Raw genomic sequence first — 26,070 nt, 5'->3', positions numbered from 1 at the left:
CCCGCTCGTGTTCACCCGCTTCACCGCCCGACTGTCGCTGCGCGCGCGGCTGTTGGTCCTCGCGCTCGCGCTGGTGACCACCGGTCTCGTGGTCAGCGACACCTTCGTGCTGGGCGCCGTCCGGACCCAGCTGGTGGACCAGCTGGACGAGCAACTCCAGCGCTACGGGCAGCCGTTGTCGCGCAAGGCGCCGACCCAGCTGAGCGGGCCGGGCGGCGGCAAGCCGGTCCTCGCCGGGCGCCGGATCAGCCTGCCCAGCCAGTACCTGGTGCAGTGGCTCTCCTCGGACGGCAAGGTCCAGGGGTCCCTGCGCCAGCCCGTCTCGGACAGCGACCCGGCGCCCCAACTCGCCGGGCTGGACCCGACCCAGACCGCCCCCGACACCCCGTTCGACCTGCCCGACCAGCGCGGCCACCACAGCTGGCGGGTGCTGGTGCTGCCGCTCCAGGCCCCCCGCACGCCCACCCCCGGGGTCAACGCGTACTCCGCGCCCGCCACCACCTCGACCTACGTCATGGTCGCCGTCTCCCGCGAGGACATCGATGCCACCACGCGCCGGCTGAGCAACTCCTTCCTGGCGATCGGCGGGGGCGTGCTGGTGCTGATCGCGGCGCTCGGCTTCTTCGCCGTCCGGGCCGGGCTGCGGCCGCTGCGGCGGATCGAGGCCGGGGCCGCCCGGATCGCCGCCGGCGAGCTGTCGCACCGGATGCCGGAACTCTCCCCGGGCACCGAGGTCGGCCGGCTGTCCATCGCGCTCAACGGGATGCTCACCCAGATCGAGGCGGCCTTCGCCGCCCGTGCCGAGTCCGAGGCCCGGATGCGGAGCTTCGTCGCCGACGCCTCGCACGAACTGCGCACCCCGCTGGCCGGCATCCGCGGCTTCGCCGAGCTGTACCGGATGGGCGCGCTGCCCACCGAGTCGGACGTCACCCGGACCATGGCCCGGATCGAGAGCGAGGCGGTCCGGATGGGCGCCCTGGTCGAGGACCTGCTGGTGCTCGCCCGGCTCGACGAGGAACGCCCGCTCGACCTCGGACCGATGGACCTGCGCACCCTCGCCGCCGACGCCCTGCACGACCTCACCGCGCTCGATCCGAGCCGCCCGGTCGCCCTCACCGGCCCGGCCGGCATCGGCGCGCCCGGCGCGGCGCCCGTCCTCGGCGACGAGGCCCGGCTGCGGCAGGTGGTCACCAACCTGGTCGGCAACGCCGTCAAGCACACCCCGCCCGGCACCCCGGTGCGGATCGGGGTCGGCGCCGGGGCCGCCGGGGTCTGCCTGCTGGAGGTCTCCGACACCGGGCCGGGCCTCACCGAGGAGCAGGCCCAGCGGGTCTTCGACCGCTTCTACCGGGTCGACGCCTCCCGCAGCCGCGACAACGGCGGTGGCGGCGGCCTCGGCCTCGCCATCGCGACCGCCCTCACCCGCGCCCACGGCGGCACCCTCAGCCTGAACACCGCACCGGGCGCCGGTGCCACCTTCCGGATCGAACTGCCCACCGGCGGCGACCGGCTCTCCTGAGCCGTGGGCGACCCGTCGATCCGCCCGGCGACCGGGCAGGGAGGGCGGAGAGGGCGGACCGGGCAGCCCAAACGCCCCGATCGGGTGAACCCGCCCCCGTTCACCCGGTCGGCCCCCCGGTCGTGTGCGACCGTGCAGCCGTTGCTTGTGCGCGCTCGCACGGGCTGACCACACTGGACGGGAAAGGGGTGTCCCGTGAGCGTGCTTGTCGTCGAGGAGACCGTCGTGAACCTGGACCAGCAACTGTGGCGGGCTTGGAAGTCCATGGATGTGCCCGAGGGCTTCCGTGCGGAGATCATCGAAGGGACGATCACGTTGTCACCCACCGGCGGGGTACGCCACTTCAGTGTCGATCGGCGGCTGGGCCGGGCGCTCGGCGCCCATCTGAGCGGTACCGGCTACGGCCCGGCCCAGGACGGCAACGTGATCGCCGGTCTCAAGGTGTTCATCCCGGACGTCTTCGTCGCGCCGGACGACGTCGAGGAGATCGAGCACCCCGAAGGCATGGGGGTGCTGGCCTCGGGGGTCCCGATGGTCGTCGAGACCGTCTCGGCCGGCTCCGAGGCCCGCAAGCGGGACCATGTCGTCAAGCTCCGTGCCTATGCCGCCGCCGGCATCCCGGTCCATGTGATCATCGACGACTTCGACGACGGCGGCGCCGTCACCGTCCTCACCGGCCCGGACCGGGAGCGCCGTGCCTACGCCTCGTCGACCCGGATCCCGTACGGCAAGGAGGCCGTGATCCCCGAGGGCCCGGCCAAGGGCTTCGTGATCGGCCCCGACATCACCGGAGAGCCGCGTGACTGACCGCACCGTCTCGTTCCAGCGGGACCTCTCGGACTGGCGGATCGCCCTGGTCGCCTGGCGGTTGCTGATTCTCCAGGCGGCCGATCCCGTGGTCGGGGCCGGGATGCAGGAGCACTCGACCTACCGGGCCCATCCGTGGCGGCGGATCGAGCACACCCTGGAGAGCGGGCGCCGGCTGTTCTACCAGGACGCGGAGGCGCTGCGCCGGGAGGTGGCGCGGCTGGAGCGCGCCCACAAGCGGATCCACGGCACGATGCCGGACGGGAAGCCGTACGACGCGCGGGACGCGGCGACCAGGGTGTGGGTGCTGCTGACCCTGTTCGAGTGCGTGGTCGCGATGCGGCGGCTGTCCGGCGATCCGTACGACCGGGGTCAACTGGAGGCGGCCTACCGGGAGTTCCGCGAGGCGATCGCGCCCTTCGGGCTGCCGGAGGAGGAGCTGCCGGGGACCGCGGCGGACCTGCCCGGGTACTTCGCCCGCTACACCCGGGAGAAGCTGGAGTTCAACGACGCGGCGCGCTACCTGCTGGACGACATCCTGCGCGAGGCGCCGCGCCCGCGCCGGCTGTGGTTCCTCGGGGACGCCGGCTGGCGGGTGGTCCGGGTGCTGGTCGCCCGGATGATCCGGGAGCTGACGGTGGCGGACCTGCCGCCGGCGGTGCGGGAGCGGCTGGGACTGGCCGGGACGGCGCGGGGCGCGCTGCTGTCCGTGGTGCTGCACCGCGGTGCCGGGGCCGTCATCGGCCTGCTGCCGGAGCGGATGCGCTACCGCTCCCCGCGGGACCCGGACCAGGGTCCGGACCGGGGGCGGAGCCGGCCCTCGCGGCCGCGGCCGCAGCGCCGGGACGCGCGGGGCAGCCGGGTGGACCGGTTCTTCCGCGAGGTGCTCGACCAGACCGGGGACGGCGTCATCACCGTGCACGACCTGCGGGCGATGGCGCACAACGTCTGCTGGCAGCTGGAGCTGGACGAGGCCGCCGAGGCCCGGGTGTACGCGGCCTTCGACGGCTGGTGGGAGCAGCTGCGCACGGCGATGGACGCCGATGGGGACGGCCGGGTCAGCCGGGAGGAGTTCACGGTGGCGACCCTGGCGGGCTGCGACCGGGACGAGGCGTACCTGGAGCAGGGCCTGCTGCCCGCGCTGCGAGCGGTGTTCACCGCGGCGGACACCGACGGCAGCGGCTTCCTGGAGTTCGACGAGTACCGCGCGGTGTTCGGCGGCCCGCGGGTTCACCCGGCCGAACTGTCGCACGGGTTCCGCCAGTTGGACGTGGACGGGGACGGCCGGATTACGCTGGCGGAGTTCGTCGGCGGGTTCACCGGCTTCTTCACCGCCCGGACCGACTCCACCTCGGGCGCCCAGCTGCTCGGCAGGCCGTAGCGCCGGGCCGTAGCACCCGCCCGTAGCGCAGGCCCGCAGCACCCGCCCGTAGGACCCGCCCGTAGCAGGCCCGTGGCACCCGGCCCCGCGGCCGGTCGTCAACCGGCCGCGGCGGCTGTCAAGCGCCGCTTCGGCCAAGATCCCGGCCACTCCCACCCGGCCGGGATCTTTGTCGTGCGCCCCCGGGCCCGCAGACTGTGCGCACCGTCACGCCCCGCCACGCCGCGTCAACCCCACCCCACCTGCGGTTCCCCCGTAAGGATGGTGGATACTGTGCTTGTGAACGTGTTCACGTTCACAAGCGGACAAGCTTGCACGGGTGTGCAGCGGTCTACGGCTATAGATGAAGTTTGTCCGGAAACGCCCTGAGGAAGGGCCGGTTGGAGAGAGGGCGACGTGGAACTGGCAATCGCTCACGAGACCATCGCGCGATGGCAATTCGGAGTCACCACCGTCTACCACTTCCTCTTCGTACCGCTCACCATCAGCCTGGCCGCGATCGTGGCCGGGCTGGAGACCGCCTGGGTGCGTACGAACAAGGAGAAGTACTTCCACGCGACCAAGTTCTGGGGAAAGCTCTTCCTCATCAACATCGCGATGGGTGTCGTCACCGGGATCGTGCAGGAGTTCCAGTTCGGCATGAACTGGTCCGACTACTCCAGGTTCGTCGGTGACGTCTTCGGCGCCCCGCTCGCGATGGAGGCGCTGATCGCCTTCTTCTTCGAGTCCACCTTCATCGGCCTGTGGATCTTCGGCTGGGACAAGCTGCCGAAGAAGATCCACTGCGCCTGCATGTGGATGGTCTCGCTGGGCACCGTGCTCTCCGCCTACTTCATCCTGGCCGCCAACTCCTGGATGCAGCACCCGGTCGGCTACGCGATCGACCCGGCCACCGGCAAGGCGCAGCTCACCGACATCACCAAGGTGCTGTTCCAGAACACCACCCTCACCGTCGTCTTCCACACCCTGACCGCCGCCTTCCTCACCGGCGCCGCCTTCATGGTCGGCATCGCCTCCTTCCACCTCTGGAAGGCCAAGCGCAAGCCCGAGGCCGCCGACCCCAAGAAGACCGCCGTGATGCGCACCTCGCTGCGGCTCGGCCTGGTGCTCGCCGTGGTCTTCGGCGCCGGCACCGCGCTCAGCGGCGACACCCTCGGCAAGGTGATGTTCGAGCAGCAGCCGATGAAGATGGCCGCCGCCGAGGCGCTCTGGGACACCCAGTCACCCGCGCCGTTCTCGATCTTCGCGGTCGGCGACGTCAGCAAGGGCCACAACTCGGTCGAGCTGGAGATCCCCGGGATACTCTCCTTCCTCGCCCACAGCGACTTCAGCTCCTCGGTCCCCGGCATCAACGACACCGCGGCCGCCGAGGCCGCCGCCCACGGCGGCGACCCCAAGGACTACATCCCGAGCGTCTTCGTGACCTACTGGGGCTTCCGTTTCATGATCGGCTTCGGGATGACCTCCTTCGTCGCCGCCCTGATCGGCCTCTGGACCACCCGCCGGAAGTTCCTGCTGCACCCGGACTTCCGCACCGGCGAGACCGAGGTGCCCCGGCTGATGCTCACCCCGAAGCGGGAGATGGGGCCGCTGCTCACCAAGTGGAGCTGGCGGATCGGCATCCTCACCATGGGCTTCCCGCTGATCGCCAACAGCTTCGGCTGGATCTTCACCGAGATGGGCCGTCAACCCTGGGCCGTCTTCGGCCTGATGACCACCGCCAGCGCCGTCTCCCCGAACGTCGGCATCGGCACCCAGATCGGCGCCCTGGCCACCTTCACCACGCTGTACGCGATCCTCGCCGTGGTCGAGGTCCGGCTGCTGGTCAAGTACGCCAAGGCGGGCCCGGTGGTGACCGAGCAGCCCCCGGCCAAGGACCCGTCGCTGCGCGGCCCGTCCGCGGACGAGGACGCCGACAAGCCGCTCGCCTTCGCGTACTGACGCGCACCACAGTGGAACTGGGGATCTGACATGCAACTCCACGACGTCTGGTTCGTGCTGATCGCGGTCCTGTGGATCGGCTACTTCTTCCTGGAGGGCTTCGACTTCGGGATCGGCATCCTCACCAAGCCGCTCGCCCGGAACACCGCCGAACGCCGGGTGCTGATCAACACCATCGGCCCGGTCTGGGACGGCAACGAGGTCTGGCTGCTCACCGCCGGCGGCGCCACCTTCGCCGCCTTCCCGGACTGGTACGCCACCCTGTTCAGCGGCTTCTACGTCCCGCTGCTGGTCATCCTGGTCTGCCTGATCGTCCGCGGCGTGGCCTTCGAGTACCGGGCCAAGCGCGACGGCGCCCGCTGGCAGCGCAACTGGGAGGAGGCCATCTTCTGGACCTCCCTCCTCCCGGCCTTCCTGTGGGGCGTGGCGTTCGCCAACATCGTCCGCGGCGTGGACATCGACGCGCAGAAGAACTACGTCGGCGGCCTCGCCGACCTGCTCAACCCGTACGCGCTGCTCGGCGGACTGGTGACGCTCGCCCTGTTCACCTTCCACGGCGCGGTGTTCGCGGCGCTCAAGACCGTCGGCGAGATCCGCGAACGGGCCCGCCGGGCCGCCCTGCTAGCCGGCCTGGCCACCGCCGCGCTCGCCCTGGCCTTCCTGACCTGGACCCAGGTCGACAGCGGCAACGGCCGCAGCCTGGTCGCCGCGGTGATCGCCGTGCTGGCCCTGCTCGGGGCCCTGGCGGCCAACCGGGCCGGCCGCGAGGGATGGGCGTTCGTGCTCTCCGGGGCGACCATCGTGGCCGCGGTCGCGATGCTCTTCCTGGCGCTCTTCCCGAACGTGATGCCGTCCACGCTCAACCCGGACTGGAGCCTGACCGTCACCAACGCGGCCTCCTCGCCGTACACGCTCAAGCTGATGACCATCGTGGCCGCCGTGTTCACCCCGCTGGTGCTGCTCTACCAGGGCTGGACGTACTGGGTGTTCCGCAAGCGGATCGGGGTGCAGCACATCCCCGGCCCCGCCCACGGGCCGGTCGCCCCGGTTGCTCCGTCCGATCCGGCCGCTCCTTCCGACCCGTCCGACCGGGCCTGACGCCGTGAAGCCGGTCGACCCCCGACTCCTCGGGTACGCCCGCACCACCCGTGCCTTCCTCGCCGGATCCGTGCTCCTCGGCGGGGCGGGCGCGGCCCTGGTGGTCGCCCAGGCGAGCCTGATCGCCGAGATCGTGGTCCGCGCCTTCCAACGCGGGGCCGGCCTCGGCGAACTGACCACCCCGCTGGTGCTGCTCGCCCTGACCGCGGTCGGCCGCGGGCTGGTCGGCTGGCTCACCGAACTCACCGCGCACCGGTCCGTCGCCCGGGTGAAGTCCACCCTGCGGGGCCGGCTGCTCGACCACGCCACCGCGCTCGGCCCGTCCTACCTGGCGGGCCGGCGCACCGGCGAACTCACCACCCTCGCCACCCGCGGCATCGACGCCCTCGACGACTACTTCGCCCGCTACCTGCCGCAGCTCGCGCTCGCCGTCGTCGTCCCGGTGATCGTGCTGCTGCGGATCGTCGGCGCCGACTTCACCTCGGCCGCGATCATCGCCGGGACGCTGCCGCTGATCCCGCTGTTCATGGTGCTGATCGGGATGGCCACCCAGTCCCGGATGGACCGGCAGTGGAACACCCTGGCCCGGCTCTCCCACCACTTCCTCGACGTGGTCGCCGGCCTGCCCACCCTCAAGGTGTTCAACCGGGCCCGCACCCAGGCCGCCACCATCGCCCGGATCACCGCCGACTACCGCCGGGCCACCCTGCGCACCCTGCGGATCGCCTTCATCTCCTCCTTCGCGCTGGAACTGCTCTCCACCCTCTCCGTCGCGCTGGTCGCGGTCACCGTCGGCTTCCGGCTGGTGGACGGCAGCCTCGACCTGGAGACCGGGCTGCTGATCCTGGTCCTCGCCCCCGAGGTGTACTTCCCGATCCGCCAGGTCGGCGCGCTCTACCACTCCAGCGTCGAGGGCCTCACCGCCGCCGACGAGATCTTCCAGGTGCTGGAGACCCCGCTGCCCGCCACCGGCACCGTGCCGGCGCCCGCGCTCGCCGGGGCCGTGATCACCGCCGAGGCGCTGACCGTCCGGCACCCCGGGCGCGCCCGGCCCGCCCTGGACGGCGCCGCGCTGACCCTGCGCCCCGGCTCCAGCACCGCCCTCACCGGCCCGAGCGGGGCCGGCAAGTCCACCCTGCTCGCCGTCCTGCTCGGCCTCACCACCCCCGAGGCCGGCAGCGTCCGGATCACCGCCGCCGACGGACGCGACCACGACCTCGCCGACCTGGAGCCCGCGAGCTGGCGCCGGCAGATCGCCTGGGTGCCCCAGCACCCGCACCTGTTCGCCGGGACGGTCGCCGACAACCTGCGGCTCTACCGCCCGGAGGCCTCGACGGAACAGCTGTGGGCGGCCCTGCGCTCCGCCCACGCGCTCGACTTCGTCACCGACCTGGACGCCCCGCTCGGCGAGGACGGCGCCGGGCTCTCCGCCGGCCAGCGCCAGCGGCTCGCGCTCGCCCGGGTGCTGCTCGCCGACGACCGGCCGCTGGTGCTGCTGGACGAGCCCACCGCCCACCTGGACGGCGCCTCCGAGGCGGCCGTGGTGGCCGCCGTCCGGACCCTCGCCGAGGACCCGGCGCGCACCGTACTGGTGGTCGCCCACCGGCCGGCGCTGCTCGCGGTCGCGGAGCAGCGGGTGCGGCTGGCCGGGGCCGGGACCGGGGCCGACACGGCCGACGAGTCCGGCGCGGCTGCTGCCGCCGCCGGTGGACCGGGGGCGGCCGGCCCGCTCGTCCACAGCGGGCGGCCGACCCCCGAGGCCGGGGAGCCCGAGGAGCCCGGGGCCGAGCCGGCCGCCCCCCGGCTGGCGCTGTCCGTCCTGCTCGGCGCGCTCGCCCTCGGCAGCGCCGTCGCCCTGATGGCCACCTCCGGCTACCTCATCTCCCGGGCCTCCCAGATGCCCCCGGTGCTCTACCTGATGATGGCCGTCACCGCCGTCCGGGCCTTCGGCATCGGCCGCAGCGTGTTCCGCTACGCCGAACGGCTGGTCTCCCACGACGCGGTGCTGCGCACCCTCGGCACCCTGCGGGCCGCCGTGTACCGGCGGCTGACCGCGCTCGCCCCGGCCGGACTGCCCGCCTTCCGGCGCGGCGACCTGCTCTCCCGGCTGGTCGCCGACGTGGACGCGGTCCAGGACCACTACCTGCGCTGGCGGCTGCCCGCCGCCGTCGCGGCGGTGGTCGCGCTCGCCTCGACCGTCGCCATGGCCGCCTTCCTGCCCGCGGCCGGGTTGGTGCTCGGCCTCGGACTGCTGCTCGCCGGAGTGCTGGTGCCCGCCCTCGCCGCCCGCTGGTCGGCCGGCGCGGAACGGCGCCAGGCCCCCGCGCGCGGGCGGCTGGCCACCACCGTGGTGGACGCCTTCACCGGCACCGCCGAGCTCACCGTGGCCGGTGCGCTGCCCGGCCGGCTGGCCGCCGTCCGGCGCGCCGACGCCGCGCTGACCGGGCTCGCCGCCCGCTCCGCCGCCACCACCGCGCTCGGCACCGGGCTTGTCGCGCTGCTCACCGGGCTGACCGTGGTCGGCGCGGCCGCCGTCGGCGTCCAGGGGGTGCACGGCGGCGCGCTCGCGCCGGTCTGCCTGGCCGTCGTCGTGCTCACCCCGCTGGCCGCCTTCGAGGCCGTCACCGGCCTACCGCTCGCCGTCCAGGCCCGCCAGCGCAGCCGCGCCGCCCGGGCCCGGCTGGACGAGGTGCTGACCGCCCCCGCGCCCGTGGAGGAGCCCGCCGCGCCGGTCGGGCTGCCCGAGCAGCCGCTGCCGGTCGCGGTGCGCGGGCTGACCGTACGGCACCCGGGGCAGGCCGTGGACGCGCTCACCGGGGTCGACCTCGACCTCGCCCCGGGCCGCCGGATCGCCGTGGTCGGCCCCTCCGGCTCCGGCAAGAGCACCCTCGCCCAGGCGCTGCTGCGCTTCCTGGAGCCGGGCGCCGGGTCCGTCACCCTCGCCGCCGGTCGTCCACAGGCTGTGGACAGCCGGGCGCTCACCGGCGAGTCCGTCCGCCGGGTGATCGGCCTCTGCGCCCAGGACGCCCACGTCTTCGACAGCTCGCTGCGGGAGAACCTGCGGCTCGCCCGGCCCGGCGCCGACGAGGCCGAACTGCGTGCCGCGCTGGCCGCCGCCCGGCTGCTGGACTGGACGGACACCCTGCCCGAGGGCCTGGACACCATGGTCGGCGAGCACGGCGCCCGGCTCTCCGGCGGCCAGCGCCAGCGCCTCGCGCTGGCCCGCGCGCTGCTCGCCGACTTCCCGGTGCTGGTCCTGGACGAGCCCGCCGAACACCTCGACCTGCCCACCGCCGACGCGCTCACCGCCGACCTGCTGGCCGCCACCGCGGGCCGCAGCACCGTGCTGATCACCCACCGGCTGGCCGGGCTGGACGACGACACGGTGGACGAGGTGCTGGTGCTGGAGGCCGGCCGGGTCGCCGAGCGCGGCCGCTGGTCCGAGCTGCTCGCCGACCCGGACGGGCGGCTGCACGCGATGTGGCGGCGGGAGCGGGAGACGGACGGGCTGCTGGAGCCGGCGGTGCGGTGACGGCGGTGGCGGCGCGCCGGTGGTGGTGCCGCGACGGTCGTGCCGCGCCGGTGGTGGTGCCGCGATGGTGGTGGTGCCGCGACGGTGGTGGTCGAGGACGGCTCGCGGAACCGCGACGCCCGTGCGGCGGCGCCGTTCCGGCGGCTGAAAACCGTACAAACGTAGGCTTTCTCCATGGACCCCACGCCAGACCTCCCCGAGGCCGTCCCCGAGCCGACACCCCATCGGGTGCCCGAGATCGCCTCGCTCGGGCTGGACACCCTGGTGACCGAGGTCGCGGAACGCCTGCAGTCCGCCGCCGCGGTCACCGACCGGATGCAGCGCCTGCTGGAGGCGGTGGTCTCCATCGGGGCCGGGCTCGACCTGCACGCCACCCTGCACCGGATCGCCACCGGCGCCGCCGAACTCGTCGACGCCCGGTACGCGGCCCTCGGCGTGATCGCCCCCGGTGGGCAGGGCCTGGCCGACTTCATCCACGTCGGCATCGACGACGCCAACGCCGCCGAGATCGGCGAACTCCCGGCCGGCCGCGGCATCCTCGGCGCGCTCATCGACCGCCCCGAACCGCTGCGGCTGGCCGACCTCCGGGCCGACCCGCGCTCCACCGGCTTCCCGCCGCACCACCCGTGCATGAAGACCTTCCTCGGCGTGCCGATCCGGGTCCGGGAGGAGGTCTTCGGCAACCTCTACCTCACCGAGAAGAAGGGCGGCGGCGCCTTCACCCCCGAGGACGAACAGGTGGTGCACGCGCTCGCCGCGGCGGCCGGGGTCGCCATCGAGAACTCCAGGCTGTACGAGGAGGGCCGCCGCCGGGAGCGCTGGATCGCCGGCGCCGCCGCCGTCACCACCGCCCTGCTCTCCACCGAGCAGGCCGAGGGGGCGCTGACCGTCGCCGCCGAGCAGGTCCGGGAGCTGGCGGGCGCGGCGCTCGGGATGATCCTGCTGCCCACCGGCACGGTGGGGGAGGGGGACTGCCAGATGCGGGTCGCCCACGCCTCCGGCGAGGCCGCCGAGTTCGTCCGCGGCGAACTGCTGCCCAAGGAGAGCTTCGCCGCCCAACTGCTGGAGGGGGACAGCGTGTACCTGGACGACATGTCCGGCGACCCCACCGTGGTGATGCGGCTCGCCCGCAGTTTCGGCCCGTCCATGGCCGTGCCGATGGTCGCCGCCGGCCGGGTGCTCGGCGGGCTCTGCGTCTGGCGCTCGCGCGGTGCGCTGCCGTTCACCGACTCCGAGAAGCAACTCGCCGAGACCTTCGCCTCCCAGGCCGCGCTGGCCCTGCGGCTCGCCGAGGGCCAGCGCGACCAGCAGCGGCTGGCGGTCTTCCAGGACCGCGACCGGATCGCCCGCGACCTCCATGACCTGGTGATCCAACGGCTGTTCGCCACCGGGATGATGCTGGAGAGCGCGGCCCGCCGCGCCGTCGTCCCCGAGGTGAAGGTCGGCATCGGCAACGCGGTGGACGAACTGGACGCCACCATCCAGGAGGTCCGCACCACCATCTACGCCCTCCAGCACGACAACCACGGCGACGCCCCGGACACCCTGCGCACCCGCGTCCTGCGCGAGGCCAGCCAGGCCGCCGCCGCGCTCGGCTTCAAGCCCTCGGTCAGCTTCGTCGGTCCGGTGGAGAGCCTGGTCGGCGAGAACACCGGACGTCAACTCCTGGCAGCGCTACGGGAGATGCTCTCCAACACGGCCCGGCACGCCCGGGCCTCCCGGGTCGGCGTGGAGATCGACGCCACCGTCCACCTCGGCGACGACGGCCGGCCGGTCGGAGGGGACCCGGAGTCCCTGGACCGCGGTGGCCGGCCCGGCGTCCTGCTCACCGTCACCGACGACGGCGTCGGCATCCCGCAGGGCGGCCGACGCAGCGGACTGCTCAACCTCACCCGGCGGGCAGAGGCGCTCGGCGGCGCCGCCTGGCACGAGCGGGGGCCGTACCGGAAGGGCACCATGGTCCGCTGGACGGCCCGGCTGTAGCACCCGGCCGTAGCGCCCGGCTGAAGGTCGCGGCTGTAGGCCCCGGCGGTGGCTCCCGGGCGGGCGGAGCCGGGGTATCAGAGTCCTGACACCGATAGGTGAAAGCTGAACGAGGGAGAACTTCCCGACCAACGGCGAAAGTTGTGAACGTTCTGGGCTTTCGTCGGTTCCGTGTGCACACATAGCTTGGCTCCCGTCTGGGAGGGGACGGCGCTGTTCTGCAGCACTGGACGGAGGGGGCAGTGGACGCTGCCGGCCGCGGTAACACCGCAGCAGGGGCAAGTCGAGGGGGGTTCCGGACCGAGCGCGCACCGGACGGGCGCTACCGCTGGCAGCTGAAGGCTCCCAACGGCCGGGTGGTGGCGATCACCCCCGCGCTGTTCGAGACGCCCGGCGAGGCCGAGCGGGGCTTCGACGGTCTGCGCGTCGGTGCGGCCGACCTGACCGCGCGGATCACCCATGTCCGCGACGGGATCGGATGGATCTGGGTCATCCCCGGGTCGCGCAACCTGCCCGAAGTGCGGTCCAGCCGCGCGTACGAGCGGTACGCGACGTGCCAGAACGCGTTCCGGCGCTTCGTCGTGCTGCTAGCCAAGCAGGCGCCGCGCGACGTGCCCCCGGGGCGGGATGCGTCGCCGGGGCGGGACACTCCGCCGGGGCGGGAGCCGGCCGGGCGGGACGTGCCGCCACGCGACCCGTCACCGCGTGAACTCCCGGGGAGAGCCGTCTCCTTGAGACGCCGCAATGGCCGCTGAGCGGCGCGGGCCGCGACTGCTGATCGTGCCCGCGGCCGACCGCTGCGTCGGCTGGACGCTGCGCGCCGCCAACGGCCGGCCGCTGGGCGTCGGCGTACGGACGTACCGGAGCGAGGAGGAACTCGCCGACGCCGTCCGCGAACTGATCATCGAACGGGCCGCCCTGCGGTGCTCCACGGTGCAGGCCGAGGGGCGCCAGTGGGTCTGGTCCGCCTACCTCCCGGTGCGCAGCACCCGCCCGGGGGCGGCCTCCACCGTCCCCGTCGCGCGCAGCGCGCGCGGATACCTGCGCCGCGACCAGTGCCAGTCGGGCGTCGAGGGATTCCTGTCCGGACTGCAATGGGTGGGGCAGGAGTTGCGCAGGAGCGGCCGGGACAACCGCTGGCCGCTGTAGCCGCCCCCGTTCGTGCTGTCCCGGTGAAGCGCAGGTTTCCGGCAACACCCCGAGCAGCCTCCTGGAGAAGAACGTCGACCGGGTTCGGACCGCCCGCTCCGCCCCGCTCCCGTCCGCGTTGACCAGTGCCTAAACCTCGTCGAACCGACGAGTCGACATTCTCCAGCCGGACCCGACCACCCTTCCGGCGGAACCTCCCGGCCGGACAGGATCAGCACTGCCGGAGCGGCCGCAGCGGACGCGGCCCACCGGCCCCGAGCTCCCCCCGGAGCACGGGTTCACGCGATGTACGTCTCTCCTTCGGAGGAAGAGGAACATGCGTAAGACCGCTGCCAAGCTGCTCGTCGCCGCCGCGCTGGCGACCTCCCTCGCCACCGTCGCCTCCGGCACCGCCGTTGCCGACCCGGCCGCCGGCGTCACCCCGGCCGCCCAGGACCTGGTGGGTGTCGGCTCCGACACCATCCAGTCGGTGCTGAACCAGTTCTCGACCGACTACAACGCCTCGCTGGCCGCGAAGGGCGACACCACCTCGCCGCGCCTGTACAGCTGGGACGCGACCGGCACCTCGCCGATCACCACCAAGACCGGCGCCACCTCGATCCCGCGCCCGAACGGCTCCGGCGCCGGCATCAAGGCCCTGGTCGCCAACACCAGCGCGACCGTGGACTTCGCCCGTTCCTCCCGCGGCCCGGCGGCGACCGACGCCCACGGCCTGGACTTCGTCGCGCTCGCCAAGGACGCGGTGACCTGGTCCGCCCTGTCCGGCGGCAACGCCCCGGCGCAGCTCACCCCGGCGCAGCTGAACGCGATCTACAGCTGCACCACCGTCACCTGGAACCAGATCAGCTCGAGCCTGCCTGCCACCACCATCAAGCCGGTCCTGCCGCAGGCCGACTCCGGCACGCGCTCCTTCTTCCTGTCCGCGATCGGCAACCCGACCCTGGGCGGCTGCGTCACCACCGGTCCCGAGGAGAACGAGGGCACCGACCCGAGCCTCAACGACCCGAACGTGGTCTTCCCGTACTCCGTGGCCCACTACCTGGGCCAGACCGTGGGCAACCACGGCACCGCCACCGACGCGCCGGGCAACCTGACCCTGCGCAACGTGGTGATCGGCACCAAGACCCTGAGCCCGATCACCAACAACCAGATCGACGGCACCTTCGCCAACTCGCAGTTCGGCCGCGTGGTCTACAACGTCTTCCGGGACGCCGAGTGGACCGCGACCGACGCCCACGGCACCGCGATCCAGAACGTCTTCGGCACCGGTGGCTGGATCTGCACCGACCCGACCGCCGCCGCCGACCTGGCGAGCTACGGCTTCCTGGCCTCCCCGGCCTGTGGCACCGCGACCCTCACCTGATCCACCCCGCACCATCCGGCGGCCGCGGGCGTCCTGCCCGTGGCCGCCGGCCCACCAATCGGGTACGTCGAAGGGATCGGGCATGCGGATCGCATCCAGGTTGCTCGCGGTGTGCGCGACGGCCGTGCTGGTGGCGTCACCGTCGTCGGGAAGTGCCACGGCTGACCCGGCGGGTCCGCAGGCGAGGGATCTGGTGGGGGTGGGGACGCAGACGACGCAGGCGCTGCTGAACCAGTTCTCGGCCGACTACAACGCCTCGCTGGGTTCGGACACCACGTCGCCCCGCCTGTACAGCTGGGACGCGACCGGAACATCCCCGATCCTCACCAAGAGCGGCGCGACGCCCATCGTCCGGCCGCACGGAGCCGACGCCGGGATAACGGCGCTCATCGCCAACACCAATGCGACCGTGGACTTCGCCCGGTCCGACCGCGGGCCGAGGGTAACCGACCCGCATGGCCTGGACTTCGTCGTGCTCGGAGAGGACGCGGTGACCTGGTCGGGCGCGCGGAACGGGAACGCCCCGGCGCAGCTCAGCCCGGACCAGCTGAACGCGATCTACCGCTGTGCCATCACCAGCTGGAACGAGATCGACCCGAGCCTGCCGGCCGCCACCATCAGGCCGGTCCTGCCGGAGGCCGGCTCCGGCTCGCGCCTCTTCTTCCTGTCCGCGATTGGTGCTCCGGCCGCGGGCAGCTGCGTCACCACCGGCCCGGAGGAGAACGAGGGCACCGACCCGAGGCTGAACGACCCGAACGTGGTCTTCCCGTACTCCGTGGCCCACTACCTGGGCCAGACCGTGGGCAACCACGGCACCGCCACCGACGCGCCCGGCAACCTGACTCTGCGCAACCTTCGGGTCGGCGGCACCACCCTGGTCCCGGTGACCGGGAACCAGATCGATGCCAGGTTCGCCAACTCGCAGTTCGCCCGCTTGGTCTACAACGTCGTCCGGGACGCCGACTGGACCGCGACGGACGCCCACGGTACCGCGATCCAGAACGTGTTCGGCACCGGTGGCTGGATCTGCAACGACCCGGGCGCAGCCGCTGAGTTGGTGAGTTACGGCTTCCGGGCCCTGGCGACCTGTGGCGTCGCCATCCTCACCTGAAGCGTCCCGCGCCGTCCGAAGTCGAGGGGATCAGATCATGCACGGGTACGGCACGCGGGTGGCGGTGGTCGCCGCAATGGCCGCGCTCATGGTTCCGCTGTCGGTGGGGCGCGCCTCGGCCGACCCGGCGGTTCCGCAGGCGAGGGACCTGGTAGGAGTGGGGGCGCAGACGACGCAGGCGCTGCTGAACCGGTTCGCCGCCGACTACAACGCCTCGCTGGGTTCGGACACCACGTCGCCGCGCCTGTACAGCTGGGACGCGACCGGAACGTCCCCGATCATCACCAAGGGCGGTGCGACGCCCATCGTCCGGCCGGACGGCGCCGTTGCGGGCATCAAGGCGCTCGCCGCCACCACTGGTGAGACCGTGGACTTCGCGCGGTCCGATCGTGGGCCGAAGGCCAAGGATCCATACGGCCTGGACTTCGTGGTGTTCGCGAAGGACGCGGTGACCTGGTCGGCCACGCGGACCGGGAACGCCCCGGCGCAGCTCACCCCGGCGCAGCTGAACGCGATCTACAGCTGCACCACCGTCACCTGGAACCAGATCAGCTCGAGCCTGCCTGCCACCGCCATCAAGCCGGTCCTGCCGCAGGCCGACTCCGGCACGCGCTCCTTCTTCCTGTCCGCGATCGGCAACCCGACCCTGGGCGGCTGCGTCACCACCGGTCCGGAGGAGAACGAGGGCACCGACCCGAGCCTCGGCGACCCGAACGTGGTCTTCCCCTACTCGGTCGGGCACTACCTGGGCCAGACCGTGGGCAACCACGGCACGGCCACCGACGCGCCCGGAAACCTGACCCTGCGCAACGTGGTGATCGGCAGCAGCACGCTGACCCCGGTGACCAACAACCAGATTGACCCGAACTTCGCCAACACGCTGTTCGGCCGCATGCTCTACAACGTCTTCCGGGACGCCGAGTGGACCGCGACGGACGCCCACGGCACCGCGATCCAGAACGTCTTCGGCCCGTCCGGCTGGATCTGCAACGACCCGACCGCCGCCGCCGACCTGGCGAGCTACGGCTTCCTGGCCGCCCCGGCCGTGGCGTGCGGCAGCGCCACCCTCAGCTGAGGCGTCCCACGCCCTCCCCGAGCCGCGGGCGCGGCCCCGGCCGCACCCGTCGACCGGTCCACCGGACCGGTGTTCCACCTTCGAAGCGGAACCTTCCTCTCCCAAGGAGACTCGCATGTCCCGTACCACCGCCCGGTTCCTCGCCGGCGGCGCCGCGGTCGTTCTCGCCGTGACCGGCTTCAGCGGTGTGGCCGCGGCCGACACCGCTCCCGCCGCTCCGACCGGCAGCGCCGTGGTGACCGAGAACAACGCCTTCCTGGCCAGTGCGGCCAACAGCGGTGTGTTCATCGTGCCGCTGCCGAACGCCAGCGTGGCCTACGACAGCTCGGTCGGTCTCTCGACGACCCTCCCGGTGACCGGCGGCAGCATCAACCTGAGCAGCTTCTACGGCAACGCGGCGCTCGACGGCAGCCTGCTCTTCGTCGACGTCCAGACCGGCAAGAGCGTGCTGTTCAAGCAACTCGCCTTCAGTGCCGACAGCTGGCGCTTCACCGGTGTGCCGAACGGCAGCACCACGCCGGTCTCGCTGCTGAAGCCGGCCGGCACCGTGCGGAACTCGCGGACGGGCACCACCCAGACCCTCACCTCCACCGGCCTCGCGCTGGACGCCGCCGGGGCGAAGTTCCTGGACACCCAGCTGAACACCACCTTCTTCACCGCCGGCCAGGCGGTCGGCTCCTTCGCTCTCACCTTCAACGGCTGATCCTTCCAAGCCGGTTGAACCGCAGGCCCGTGCCGGGAGGCGCGGGCCTGCGCACGTGGAAGCGCCAACTCCGCTACGGAGGTGCCGCGTTGTGGTCCCGTACACACGGTCGACCGGATCCGGCCACCTGCGGCTGGCCGAATGGACGTGTACCGGAATCGCCGGCCGCTCGCAGTCTGATCCCCTGCGCCGCGCTTCTCGGCGGCGCGCAATCGCACGGAGGTGCCCGCCATGAGAGTCCGCCTGCCCGACCGGAGGGATCCGGGGTGGTGGCGTCGCCGGATGCCGGCGATCGCGTTGGTGTGGGGGGTGGTGGTGGCCGTCGGCGTGGTACCGATCGGCCTGGGCGCCGTGCCGGAGGCCGTCGCCGAGGACTCCTCCGTCACCAAGCAGGGGCCGCCGGTCTGGGACCCGACGAACCAGACGTCCGGTCCCAACGGCAGCGTCACCGTCGCGCAGACCAAGAACCTGGGCAACCAGGTGGTGCACGTCAGTTGGAAGGGGTTCACCCCGACGACCGACGGCATCGGCAACCCGTGGACGAACGGCCCGGTCCGGAAGGGCACCCAGCCGTACTACCAGGTCCGGGTGTACGAGTGCCGGGGTACGGACCCGAAGGTCACGGACTGCTACGACAGCACCCTGTACAACGCGGACGCGACCGCGGGCTTCCAGCAGAAGCTGCCGGTCGGGTACTCGACGGCCCCTGACTTCCCCTCCAACATGGTCATGGCCGTCACCGGGGCGGACGGCTCCGGCTTCGCGGACATCGAGCTCTTCACGGCGGACCAGAGCCCCACGCTGGGGTGCGACGACAAGCACCCGTGTTCGCTGGTGGTCGAGCCCAACTACGGTGGTGACTCCCTCGGGTTCACGGACACCACGAGGAAGGGCCTGACCAACTGCGCTGACCACTCCCTCGACCAGGCGTTGAATCTGGCGTCCAACCAGATCCTCGAGGGCAACCTCAACAAGTGGTCGAAGTTCAAGACCGGTGAGCAGTGCTCCTGGGACCGTCGCGCCGTCATCCCCCTGTCGTTCGCACCGACGGCGGGGGCCTGCCCGGTGCAGCGCGCCTCCTTCGCGGTGGCCGGTCTCGAACCGCTGAAGCGGGCGATGGACCAGTGGCAGACCGGCCTCTGCCAGGGCGACAGCCCGATGTCGTTGTCGTACGGCTTCGCCAACGGTGACGGCCCGTCGCGCACCGACTTCCTGGCCGGCGGCAAGGACATGGCGCTGGCGGCCCGGCCGGACACCCAGTCGCCGCCACCGCGCCCCTACGTGTACGCGCCGGTGGCGACCACCGGGATCTCCGTGGTCTTCGTCGTGGACGATCCCACCACCCACCTGCAGATCAAGAGCATGAAGCTCAACGCGCGGCTGATGGCCAAGCTGCTCACCCAGTCGTACAACTCGCCGGGTGACATCCCGTCGGTGAAGGGCAATCCGTACTGCATCTTCGACGACCCGGAGTTCACGGCGCTCAACCCGGTGCCGGCCGGAAGCGGGATGTCCTGGCCGACGGGGTGCGCCTACAGCAACTTCAGCCCGACGGTGTTCGGCGGTGCGGCGGACATGACCTACCAGCTGACCTCGTGGATAGCCTCCGACCCGGACGCGGTGCGCTTCCTCGACGGTGAGCCCGATCCGTGGGGCATGCACGTGGACAGCTTCTACCTGCGCCCGACGTACTCCGGCTACCCGGTCGACTCCTTCGTCCGGCAGGACGCCACCGGATTCGCCGACGGGAAGGACGACCCGCGGGACCGGTGGAAGTCCTACGAGTGGAACCCCGTCGCGACCGGGCTGGGCGACGTGGTCCGCAAGGTCCTCTGGAACAAGCCGAACTGCGTCAACACGGACAAGCACACGGACGGCAGCCATGACCTCTGTTCTTCCATGACCATGGGTCAGCGGACGCTGTTCGCCGTCATGGACTCCGGCCAGGCGAAGGCCTATTCGCTGCCCGAGGCCCAGCTGGTGAACCCGGCGGGCGGAGCCGTCGGGCCGGACGGTCCGGGCCTCCAGGCGGCCGTCGCCGACATGACCGTGGACGCGTCCACCGGGATCCAGTCGCTGCCCTACGGGGTGTCCGACTCGGCCTTCTCGCACGACAAGAAGGCCTATCCGCTGACCACCGTCGACTACGCGATGCTCCCGACCAAGGACGTCGCGTCCGACAAGGTGGCGGCGATGAGCAAGTTCATGCGCGCGGTGACCACCACCGGCCAGGTGTACGGCCACGAGCCCGGTCACCTCGCGCCGGGCTTCCTCGCGCTGACCGCCGCCCAGCGGACCCAGGCGGCCGACGCCATCGGCCACCTGGAGGCGCAGGACGCCAAGCTGCCCGGCAACCAGGCCGCGCCGCCGAACCCGCCCGCGTCCGGTGGCGACGGCTCGACCCCGACCTCCGGTACGGAGGGCGGCGGCCAGGCGCCCGCCTCGGTGACCCAGGTCGGTGAGGGCGGGGCGGCCGGCGGTACCGGCGGCTCCTCGACCGGCGGCTCCGGTGCCGGTGGCGCCGAGGCCACCGCGGGTGGCGCCGCCGCCGCGGCGGGTGGTGCGGCGGCCGGGGGTGCCAAGCCCGGTGCCTCGCCGAGCGCGCCCGGCAAGTCGTTGGCCGCCGCGCCGGTCGCCGCCGGGACTCCGTCGGCCGACCGCTCCGGTGCGGCCCGGCTGCTGCTGCCCATCGCGTTGATCGGCGGGCTGGTGCTGCTGGTCGGCGGCCCGGCGGCGCTGGTCCTCGGCGGTACGCCGGCGGGGGCGCGGATGATGGCGGAGGCGAAGCGGGGCTGGTCGCGGATCCGCCGCCGTCCGTGACGGACTGACAGGACACCGATCCACCGACCGATCCACCGCATGACGACTCGGCGGGGCCGCCGTTCCGGCCCCGCCGAGTCCTTTTGCGTTCCCGCCGACTGGCCGGGAGTTGACGCGCGTTGATCTCCGGATCGAAATCGGCCAGTGTTCCGGACGCGCCTGATGGCCACCAAAGTCCTTTGTTTCAGGGCGAGTTGGCCACAGAAGGCGCGCGAACATGTCATTCGCCCGGCCGGGTGCGCCTTCCGGAGTTCCCAACTCCGCTACGGAGTTGTCGCGTTGGGCCCTCGTACACACGGACGACCTGATCCGGCCACCTCCGACTGGCCGAATGGATACGTACCGGATCCGTCCCCCGCCGTCGAGTACGGAGAGCAGACCCATGACATCCGCCGCCGAGCCCGCGGCACCGTACGCCGGGGCGCCAGGCCGACCCGACCACGGGCCCGACCGGGACGTCCCGCGCACCATCACCGCCCCCGCGACCCCCGGCGACCGGGTGTTCCGAGGGGTGCTGCGGGTCGCGGGGCTCTCGGTCTTCGCGATCATGGGGCTGATCGCCTTCTTCCTGGTCCTGCGGGGCACCGACGCGCTCCGCGAGGTCGGCTGGTCGTTCCTGACCGAGCAGAAGTGGCAGACCGCCGCGCACAGGTTCGGCATCGGCGCGGTCCTGCCGGACGGCCTGCTGATCGCCGTGATCGCGCTGGTGATCGCCGTTCCGGTGGCGCTGTTCACCGCGATCTTCATCTCCGAGTTCGCGCCGGTCCGGCTGCGCTCGGCGCTGATCTCCCTGGTCGACCTGATGGCGGCGATCCCCAGCATCGTCTACGGCCTGTGGGGCCTGTTCTTCCTCCAGCCGCGCATCATCGGGTTCGTCCGCTGGCTGACCAACCACCTCGGCGACGCGGTCCCCTTCCTGAAGGTGCGCACCGGCGACATCGGCACCTCGTACACCTCCTCCACCTTCATCGCGGGCGTGGTGGTGTCACTGATGATCATCCCGATCGTCACCTCGCTCAGCCGGGAGGTCTTCTCCCAGGCCCCGCAGGGCGAGCGGGAGGGCGCGTACGCGCTGGGTTCGACCCGCTGGGGGATGGTCCGCACGGTGGTGCTGCCGTTCGGCAAGGGCGGCGTGATCGGTGCGGTGATGCTGGGCTTCGGCCGGGCGATGGGCGAGACCATCGCGGTCGCGCTGATCATCTCGCCGAGCTTCAAGACGATCACCCACATCCTGGAGAACGGCGCCAACTCGATCTCGGCGCTCATCGCGTTGCGCTTCGGCGAGTCGGACGCGCTCTCGCTCTCCGCCCTGATGGCGGCCGGCCTGGTGCTGTTCGCGCTGACCCTGCTGGTCAACGTGGCGGCGGGCTTCGTGATCAACCGGTCCCGCTCCGGGGCCTCCACCGCGGACTGAGGCGGCGCACCGACATGACCCATTCCGTGGAAGGGACGACCCGATGACCACGCTCGACCGCCCGGCGGTCGCCGCGCCCGCACCGACCACCGCCGTCGTCCCCGCGTCCGTCGCGGCCGCGGCGGCCCGTCCCGAGACCAAGGTGCGGCTCAGCGGAGTCACCGCCGAGGACGTGTTCACGGTGGTCGGCTCGGCGGTCGGCTCGCTGGCGCTGGACTGGATGCTGTACGAGCGGGTGCTGCCGTTCAGCGGCGTGTTCGGCTTCCTGGTCTGCTGGTACCTGCTCTTCCTGGCCGGCTACTTCACCCTCGGGCGGCTCCAGTGGGGCGAGCTCGTGGTGCGGGACCGGCTGGTGTCGGTGGTCGCCTGGAGCTCCGGGCTGCTGGTGGTCGCGCTGATCGGCGACCAGATCGGCTACGTGGCCAGCCGCGGCTGGGACGCCGCCCAGCACCTCAACTTCTTCACCGAGTCGATGGAACGCACCGGGCCGCTCAACCCGATCACCTCCGGCGGAGCGCTCAACGCGATCGTCGGATCGCTCGAACAGCTCGGCATGGCAACGCTGTTCGCGGTGCCGCTGGGCATCGCCGCGGCCGTCTTCATGTCCGAGGTCGGTGGCCGGATGGCCAAGCCGGTGCGGACCCTGGTCGAGGCGATGACCGCGCTGCCGTCCATCGTGGCCGGTCTGTTCATCCTCGGGATCTTCATCATCACCTTCGGCTTCGACAAGAGCGGCTTCGCGGCCTCCCTGGCGCTGACCGTGATGATGATGCCGATCGTCACCCGGGCCGCCGAGGTGGTGATCCGGCTGGTGCCGGGCACGCTGCGCGAGGCCTCGTACGCGCTGGGCGGCAGCCAGTGGCGGACGGTGTGGAACGTGGTGCTGCCGACCGCCCGGCCCGGCCTGATGACCGCGGTGGTGCTCGGCATGGCGCGCGGCGTCGGCGAGACCTCGCCGGTGCTGCTGACCTCGGGCTTCACCTCGCAGTTCAACGCCGACCCGTTCCACGAGCACCAGGTGTCGCTGCCGCTCTACATCTGGAACTACGTCAAGCAGCCCTACCCCGACATGATCGCCCGGGCGTTCGCGGCCGGACTGACCCTGATGGTCGTGGTGCTGATCCTGTTCGTCACCGCCCGGGTGCTCGGCGGCCGCAAGCCCGGCGAGCTGACCCGCGGCCAGAAGCGTCGGATCGACCGCGCGGCCCGCCGCGCCGAAGCCGACGCCCGGGCCGCCGGGCCGTCCGGTGCCGCCGCCCCGGCCGCGGCGCGGACGGCCTCCGGACCCGCGCACCCCACCGTCCCACTCCCCGGGAACAGCTGATGACCCACCCAACCACCCTCCGTCCCAGAGGAGTTCTCATGTCGTGGGAGGCCGCAAGCCGCCCCGTGGCCCGCGCGCTCGCCCTGCTGATGTCGCTGTTCCTGCTCGCCGCCGCCCCGCTGCTGGGGCCGGGCTCGCGGGCGTTCGCGGCGAGCGTCGCGCTGAGCGCCGACGGTTCCAGCTGGGCCGGTCCGGCCATCGACCAGTGGCGCCAGGACGTCGGGCCGCAGGGCATCCAGATCAGCTTCAACCCGATCGGCTCCGCGGCCGGCCGCAACTCCTGGACCCTCGGGCAGGACGACTTCACCGCCTCCGACGTGCCCTTCCGCACCACCCAGGACACCGGCGTCAACTCCGCCGGCCAGCAGACCGGCAGCGGTGGTGTGGAGAAGCCCACCTACGGCTTCTCCTACATCCCGATCACCGCCGGCGGCACGACCTTCATGTACAACCTGGTGGTCGGCGGCAAGCAGGTCCGGGACCTGCGGCTGTCGCCGCAGACCATCGTCGACATCTTCACCAACAAGATCACCAACTGGAACGACCCGAAGGTCACCGCCGACTACGGCAAGCAGCTGCCCAGCCTGCCGATCACCCCGGTGGTCCGCTCGGACGGCTCCGGCGCCACCGCCCAGTTCACCCGCTGGATGGAGCACACCCACAAGGACCAGTGGGACGCCTACTGCTCCTCCGTGAACGGCACCACCTGCGGTGACTACACCGAGTTCTTCCCGCCCGCCGGCCGGATGGTCGCCCAGAACGGCTCCGACGTCGTCGCCGGGTACATCAAGGCGCCGTCCGGGCTCGGCACCATCGGCTACGACGAGTACGCCTTCGCCAAGCGCAGCAACTGGCCGGTCGTGAAGGTCCTCAACCAGGCCGGGTACTACTCGCTGCCGACCGCCTCCAACGTGGCCATCGCGCTGACCGCCGCCAAGATCCGCGGGGTGGACGACAACACCCCGGCCAGCGACCCGAACTACCTCCAGCAGAACCTCGACGGCGTCTACACCATGGACGACCCGCGCTCCTACCCGATCTCCAGCTACAGCTACGTGATCGTGCCGCGGGCCGGAGCCGCACTGCCGCCGCCGGGCCGCTTCAACAACGACAAGGGCAACGCGCTCAGCCGCTTCCTCGCCTACGTGCTCTGCGAGGGCCAGGGCGAGGCGGACGGCCTCGGCTACTCGCCGATCCCGCGCAACCTGGTGCGCGGCGGGCTGCTGCAGACCAAGTCGATCCCCGGCAACGCCAGCCCGGTCGACCCGGAGACCCTGGCCAACTGCGCCAACCCGACCTTCAACTCGGCCGGTGAACTGACCGTCCTCAAGAACGCCCCGATGCCCAGCCCGTGCGACAAGCAGGGCGCGCCGCTGGACTGCACCGTGCAGAACGGCCAGGCGGTGAAGACCGGTTCGGGTGGCTCCGGCGGCTCGGGCGGTTCCGGTGGGTCCGGTGGTGCGGGCGGTTCCGGCGGCTCCGGCGGTGCGGGCGGTGGTGCGGGCGGCAACGGCTCCGGCGGCTCCGGCGGCAACGGCGACGCGGGCGGCTCCGGCGGCGCCGCGGCCGGTGACCCCAACGCCCCGGCCGCAGGCGCCGCGGCCGGCGACCCGAACGCCGGTGACGGCTCCGCCGACACCGTCGACCCGCAGACCGGCCAGGTGGTCGCCCGCGGTCGGGGCGGCGCCACCGACGTCGCCGCGAACGTGGTCGAGGTGAGCGGCAAGCCGGAGGACTGGATGCTGTCCACGCTGACCGCCCTGGAACTGCTCGCCGTGGTGCTCGTCCCGCCGCTGCTCGGCCGTCGGCTGCTGCGCCGGCGCAAGGGCTCGGGCGGTGCCGCGTGACGGCCCCCGTCCTGGAGAAGCCGGCGGCCCGGGCGCAGACCCCGGCCCCGGCCGCAGCGGGCGCCCCGGCGGCCGGAGCCGCGGCCGGGGAGCCGAAGGCGGCTCCGGCGGTCACCCCCGCCCGGCGCCGCTTCCTCCAGGGCGCCTGGGCGGTCAGCCTGCTGGCCGCGCTGGTGCTGGGCTTCGTCGGCTTCCTGTTCACGCTCTCGCACGTGCAGGAGCGGCACTACCAGTCGACGGCGTACAAGACCTTCCAGGACCAGCTCGCCCGGGCGGTCGCCCCGACCGGTTCGGCCGCCGACGGTGACCCGGTGGCGCTGCTGGACATCCCGGCGATCGGCCTGCACCAGGCCGTGGTGGTCGAGGGCACCACGGGCCGGGACCTGATGCGCGGCCCCGGCCACCGCCGGGACACCGCGCTGCCCGGCCAGACCGGGGTGGCCGTGCTGTTCGGCCGGGGCGCCACCTTCGGCGCGCCGTTCGCCGAGCTGTCCAAGCTGCGGGTGGGCGACCGGATCGAGGCGACCACCGGCCAGGGCAAGTCCACCTACGTGGTCAACGTGTACGGCGACGGCGACCACCCGATCACCGACCCGGCCCGCAACCGGCTGGTCCTGGTCACCGGCGACTCCGACTGGATCCCCGGCTCCACCGTGATGATCGGGGCCCGGCTGGAGGGCGACCCGCAGCAGAACCCCGGCGGCCGCCCGGCCACTGTCCCGTACGACAAGGCACTGGCCGCGGACAAGGGCGCGCTGGCCGTGCTGCAGCTGTGGTCCCTGGGCCTGCTGGGCGCGGTGGCCGGGGCGCTGCTGCTGGCCCGGTACTGGCGGCGCTCGACCGCCTACCTGAGCGCCGCGCCGGTGGTCGGCGCGCTGCTCTGGGCGGTCTACGAGAACGCCGCCGCCCTGCTGCCCAACCTCTACTGACGCGCGCCCGGAGGACCGTACCGATGACCGACACCACCCACCAGCCGCACGACGCGGCGGTCGACCCGGCCGCC

17 protein-coding genes and 1 pseudogene are annotated in these 26,070 nt (G+C 72.6%); all 18 read left to right on the top strand.

Annotated elements, in window-relative coordinates; all coding sequences use genetic code 11:
- The first annotated feature begins 7 nt into the window (after window positions 1-7).
- The 18 genes and pseudogenes from AB0O91_RS25040 to AB0O91_RS24955 all read left to right on the top strand — a co-directional run bounded on the left by AB0O91_RS25040 (window position 8) and on the right by AB0O91_RS24955 (window position 25,996).
- Window positions 8-1,519 (top strand): HAMP domain-containing sensor histidine kinase, encoded by a 1,512-nt coding sequence (locus AB0O91_RS25040; RefSeq protein WP_363436965.1) that lies wholly within the window; start codon window positions 8-10, stop codon window positions 1,517-1,519.
- A 195-nt stretch (window positions 1,520-1,714) separates the two neighbouring features.
- Window positions 1,715-2,326 carry a Uma2 family endonuclease gene (locus tag AB0O91_RS25035; RefSeq protein ID WP_363436962.1) on the top strand — a complete coding sequence of 204 codons (612 nt, stop codon included), beginning with the start codon at window positions 1,715-1,717 and terminating at the stop codon, window positions 2,324-2,326.
- Window positions 2,319-3,707 carry an EF-hand domain-containing protein gene (locus tag AB0O91_RS25030; RefSeq protein ID WP_363436959.1) on the top strand — a complete coding sequence of 463 codons (1,389 nt, stop codon included), beginning with the start codon at window positions 2,319-2,321 and terminating at the stop codon, window positions 3,705-3,707. The genes AB0O91_RS25035 and AB0O91_RS25030 overlap by 8 nt, the downstream gene beginning before the upstream one ends.
- A 396-nt stretch (window positions 3,708-4,103) precedes the next feature.
- The gene (locus AB0O91_RS25025; protein ID WP_363436957.1) at window positions 4,104-5,648 is read left to right on the top strand and encodes a cytochrome ubiquinol oxidase subunit I; all 1,545 of its coding nucleotides are present in this window, start codon (window positions 4,104-4,106) and stop codon (window positions 5,646-5,648) included.
- Between the two features lie 30 nt (window positions 5,649-5,678).
- Window positions 5,679-6,680 (top strand): annotated as a pseudogene (gene cydB, locus AB0O91_RS25020) (cytochrome d ubiquinol oxidase subunit II); the annotation flags it as partial.
- Between the two features lie 70 nt (window positions 6,681-6,750).
- Window positions 6,751-10,278: a thiol reductant ABC exporter subunit CydD gene (gene cydD / locus AB0O91_RS25015; protein ID WP_363436954.1), complete on the top strand. Its 3,528-nt coding sequence runs from the start codon at window positions 6,751-6,753 to the stop codon at window positions 10,276-10,278.
- A 315-nt stretch (window positions 10,279-10,593) separates the two neighbouring features.
- Window positions 10,594-12,261 carry a GAF domain-containing protein gene (locus AB0O91_RS25010; RefSeq protein ID WP_363437047.1) on the top strand — a complete coding sequence of 556 codons (1,668 nt, stop codon included), beginning with the start codon at window positions 10,594-10,596 and terminating at the stop codon, window positions 12,259-12,261.
- Window positions 12,262-12,620: 359 nt separating this feature from the next.
- Window positions 12,621-13,016, top strand: a complete 396-nt coding sequence (locus tag AB0O91_RS25005; RefSeq protein WP_363436951.1) for a hypothetical protein — start codon at window positions 12,621-12,623, stop codon at window positions 13,014-13,016.
- Window positions 13,006-13,410 carry a hypothetical protein gene (locus AB0O91_RS25000; RefSeq protein WP_363436948.1) on the top strand — a complete coding sequence of 135 codons (405 nt, stop codon included), beginning with the start codon at window positions 13,006-13,008 and terminating at the stop codon, window positions 13,408-13,410. Before AB0O91_RS25005 ends, AB0O91_RS25000 begins: the two co-directional genes overlap by 11 nt.
- 316 nt (window positions 13,411-13,726) lie before the next feature.
- Complete coding sequence (locus AB0O91_RS24995) at window positions 13,727-14,773, top strand: substrate-binding domain-containing protein (RefSeq protein WP_363436945.1); 1,047 nt, start codon at window positions 13,727-13,729, stop codon at window positions 14,771-14,773.
- A gap of 199 nt (window positions 14,774-14,972) precedes the next feature.
- Window positions 14,973-15,884, top strand: a complete 912-nt coding sequence (locus tag AB0O91_RS24990; protein ID WP_363436942.1) for a substrate-binding domain-containing protein — start codon at window positions 14,973-14,975, stop codon at window positions 15,882-15,884.
- Window positions 15,885-15,921: 37 nt separating this feature from the next.
- A complete protein-coding gene (locus AB0O91_RS24985; protein WP_363436940.1) occupies window positions 15,922-16,959 on the top strand; it encodes a substrate-binding domain-containing protein in 1,038 nt (345 codons plus the stop codon).
- A 115-nt stretch (window positions 16,960-17,074) separates the two neighbouring features.
- Complete coding sequence (locus AB0O91_RS24980; protein WP_363436937.1) at window positions 17,075-17,662, top strand: hypothetical protein; 588 nt, start codon at window positions 17,075-17,077, stop codon at window positions 17,660-17,662.
- Between the two features lie 231 nt (window positions 17,663-17,893).
- Window positions 17,894-20,482, top strand: coding sequence for a hypothetical protein (locus tag AB0O91_RS24975; protein WP_363436934.1), 2,589 nt, complete (start codon window positions 17,894-17,896; stop codon window positions 20,480-20,482).
- Window positions 20,483-20,864: 382 nt separating this feature from the next.
- On the top strand, window positions 20,865-21,896 hold the full coding sequence (gene pstC / locus AB0O91_RS24970) for a phosphate ABC transporter permease subunit PstC (RefSeq protein WP_363436932.1): 1,032 nt from the start codon (window positions 20,865-20,867) through the stop codon (window positions 21,894-21,896).
- 43 nt (window positions 21,897-21,939) lie between these two features.
- Window positions 21,940-23,220 (top strand): phosphate ABC transporter permease PstA, encoded by a 1,281-nt coding sequence (gene pstA, locus AB0O91_RS24965; protein WP_363436930.1) that lies wholly within the window; start codon window positions 21,940-21,942, stop codon window positions 23,218-23,220.
- A gap of 38 nt (window positions 23,221-23,258) precedes the next feature.
- Window positions 23,259-25,067, top strand: coding sequence for a substrate-binding domain-containing protein (locus AB0O91_RS24960; protein WP_363436928.1), 1,809 nt, complete (start codon window positions 23,259-23,261; stop codon window positions 25,065-25,067).
- Window positions 25,064-25,996 (top strand): class E sortase, encoded by a 933-nt coding sequence (locus AB0O91_RS24955; RefSeq protein ID WP_363436925.1) that lies wholly within the window; start codon window positions 25,064-25,066, stop codon window positions 25,994-25,996. Before AB0O91_RS24960 ends, AB0O91_RS24955 begins: the two co-directional genes overlap by 4 nt.
- Window positions 25,997-26,070 lie beyond the last annotated feature (74 nt).

Source organism: Kitasatospora sp. NPDC089797, assembly GCF_040684795.1.
Lineage (GTDB): Bacteria > Actinomycetota > Actinomycetes > Streptomycetales > Streptomycetaceae > Kitasatospora.
The sequence above is the reverse complement of the archived record's forward strand: the minus strand, read 5'-3'. Positions and strand labels throughout refer to the sequence as shown.

Bases quoted from the DNA above. Each gene is read 5' to 3' on its own strand.
- AB0O91_RS25010 (WP_363437047.1), top strand. From the start codon at position 10,594: ATGCAGCGCCTGCTGGAGGCGGTGGTCTCCATCGGGGCCGGGCTCGAC.
- AB0O91_RS25000 (WP_363436948.1), top strand. From the start codon at position 13,006: ATGGCCGCTGAGCGGCGCGGGCCGCGACTGCTGATCGTGCCCGCGGCC.
- AB0O91_RS24995 (WP_363436945.1), top strand. From the start codon at position 13,727: ATGCGTAAGACCGCTGCCAAGCTGCTCGTCGCCGCCGCGCTGGCGACC.
- AB0O91_RS24985 (WP_363436940.1), top strand. From the start codon at position 15,922: ATGCACGGGTACGGCACGCGGGTGGCGGTGGTCGCCGCAATGGCCGCG.
- AB0O91_RS24980 (WP_363436937.1), top strand. From the start codon at position 17,075: ATGTCCCGTACCACCGCCCGGTTCCTCGCCGGCGGCGCCGCGGTCGTT.
- AB0O91_RS24975 (WP_363436934.1), top strand. From the start codon at position 17,894: ATGAGAGTCCGCCTGCCCGACCGGAGGGATCCGGGGTGGTGGCGTCGC.
- pstC (WP_363436932.1), top strand. From the start codon at position 20,865: ATGACATCCGCCGCCGAGCCCGCGGCACCGTACGCCGGGGCGCCAGGC.
- pstA (WP_363436930.1), top strand. From the start codon at position 21,940: ATGACCACGCTCGACCGCCCGGCGGTCGCCGCGCCCGCACCGACCACC.
- AB0O91_RS24960 (WP_363436928.1), top strand. From the start codon at position 23,259: ATGTCGTGGGAGGCCGCAAGCCGCCCCGTGGCCCGCGCGCTCGCCCTG.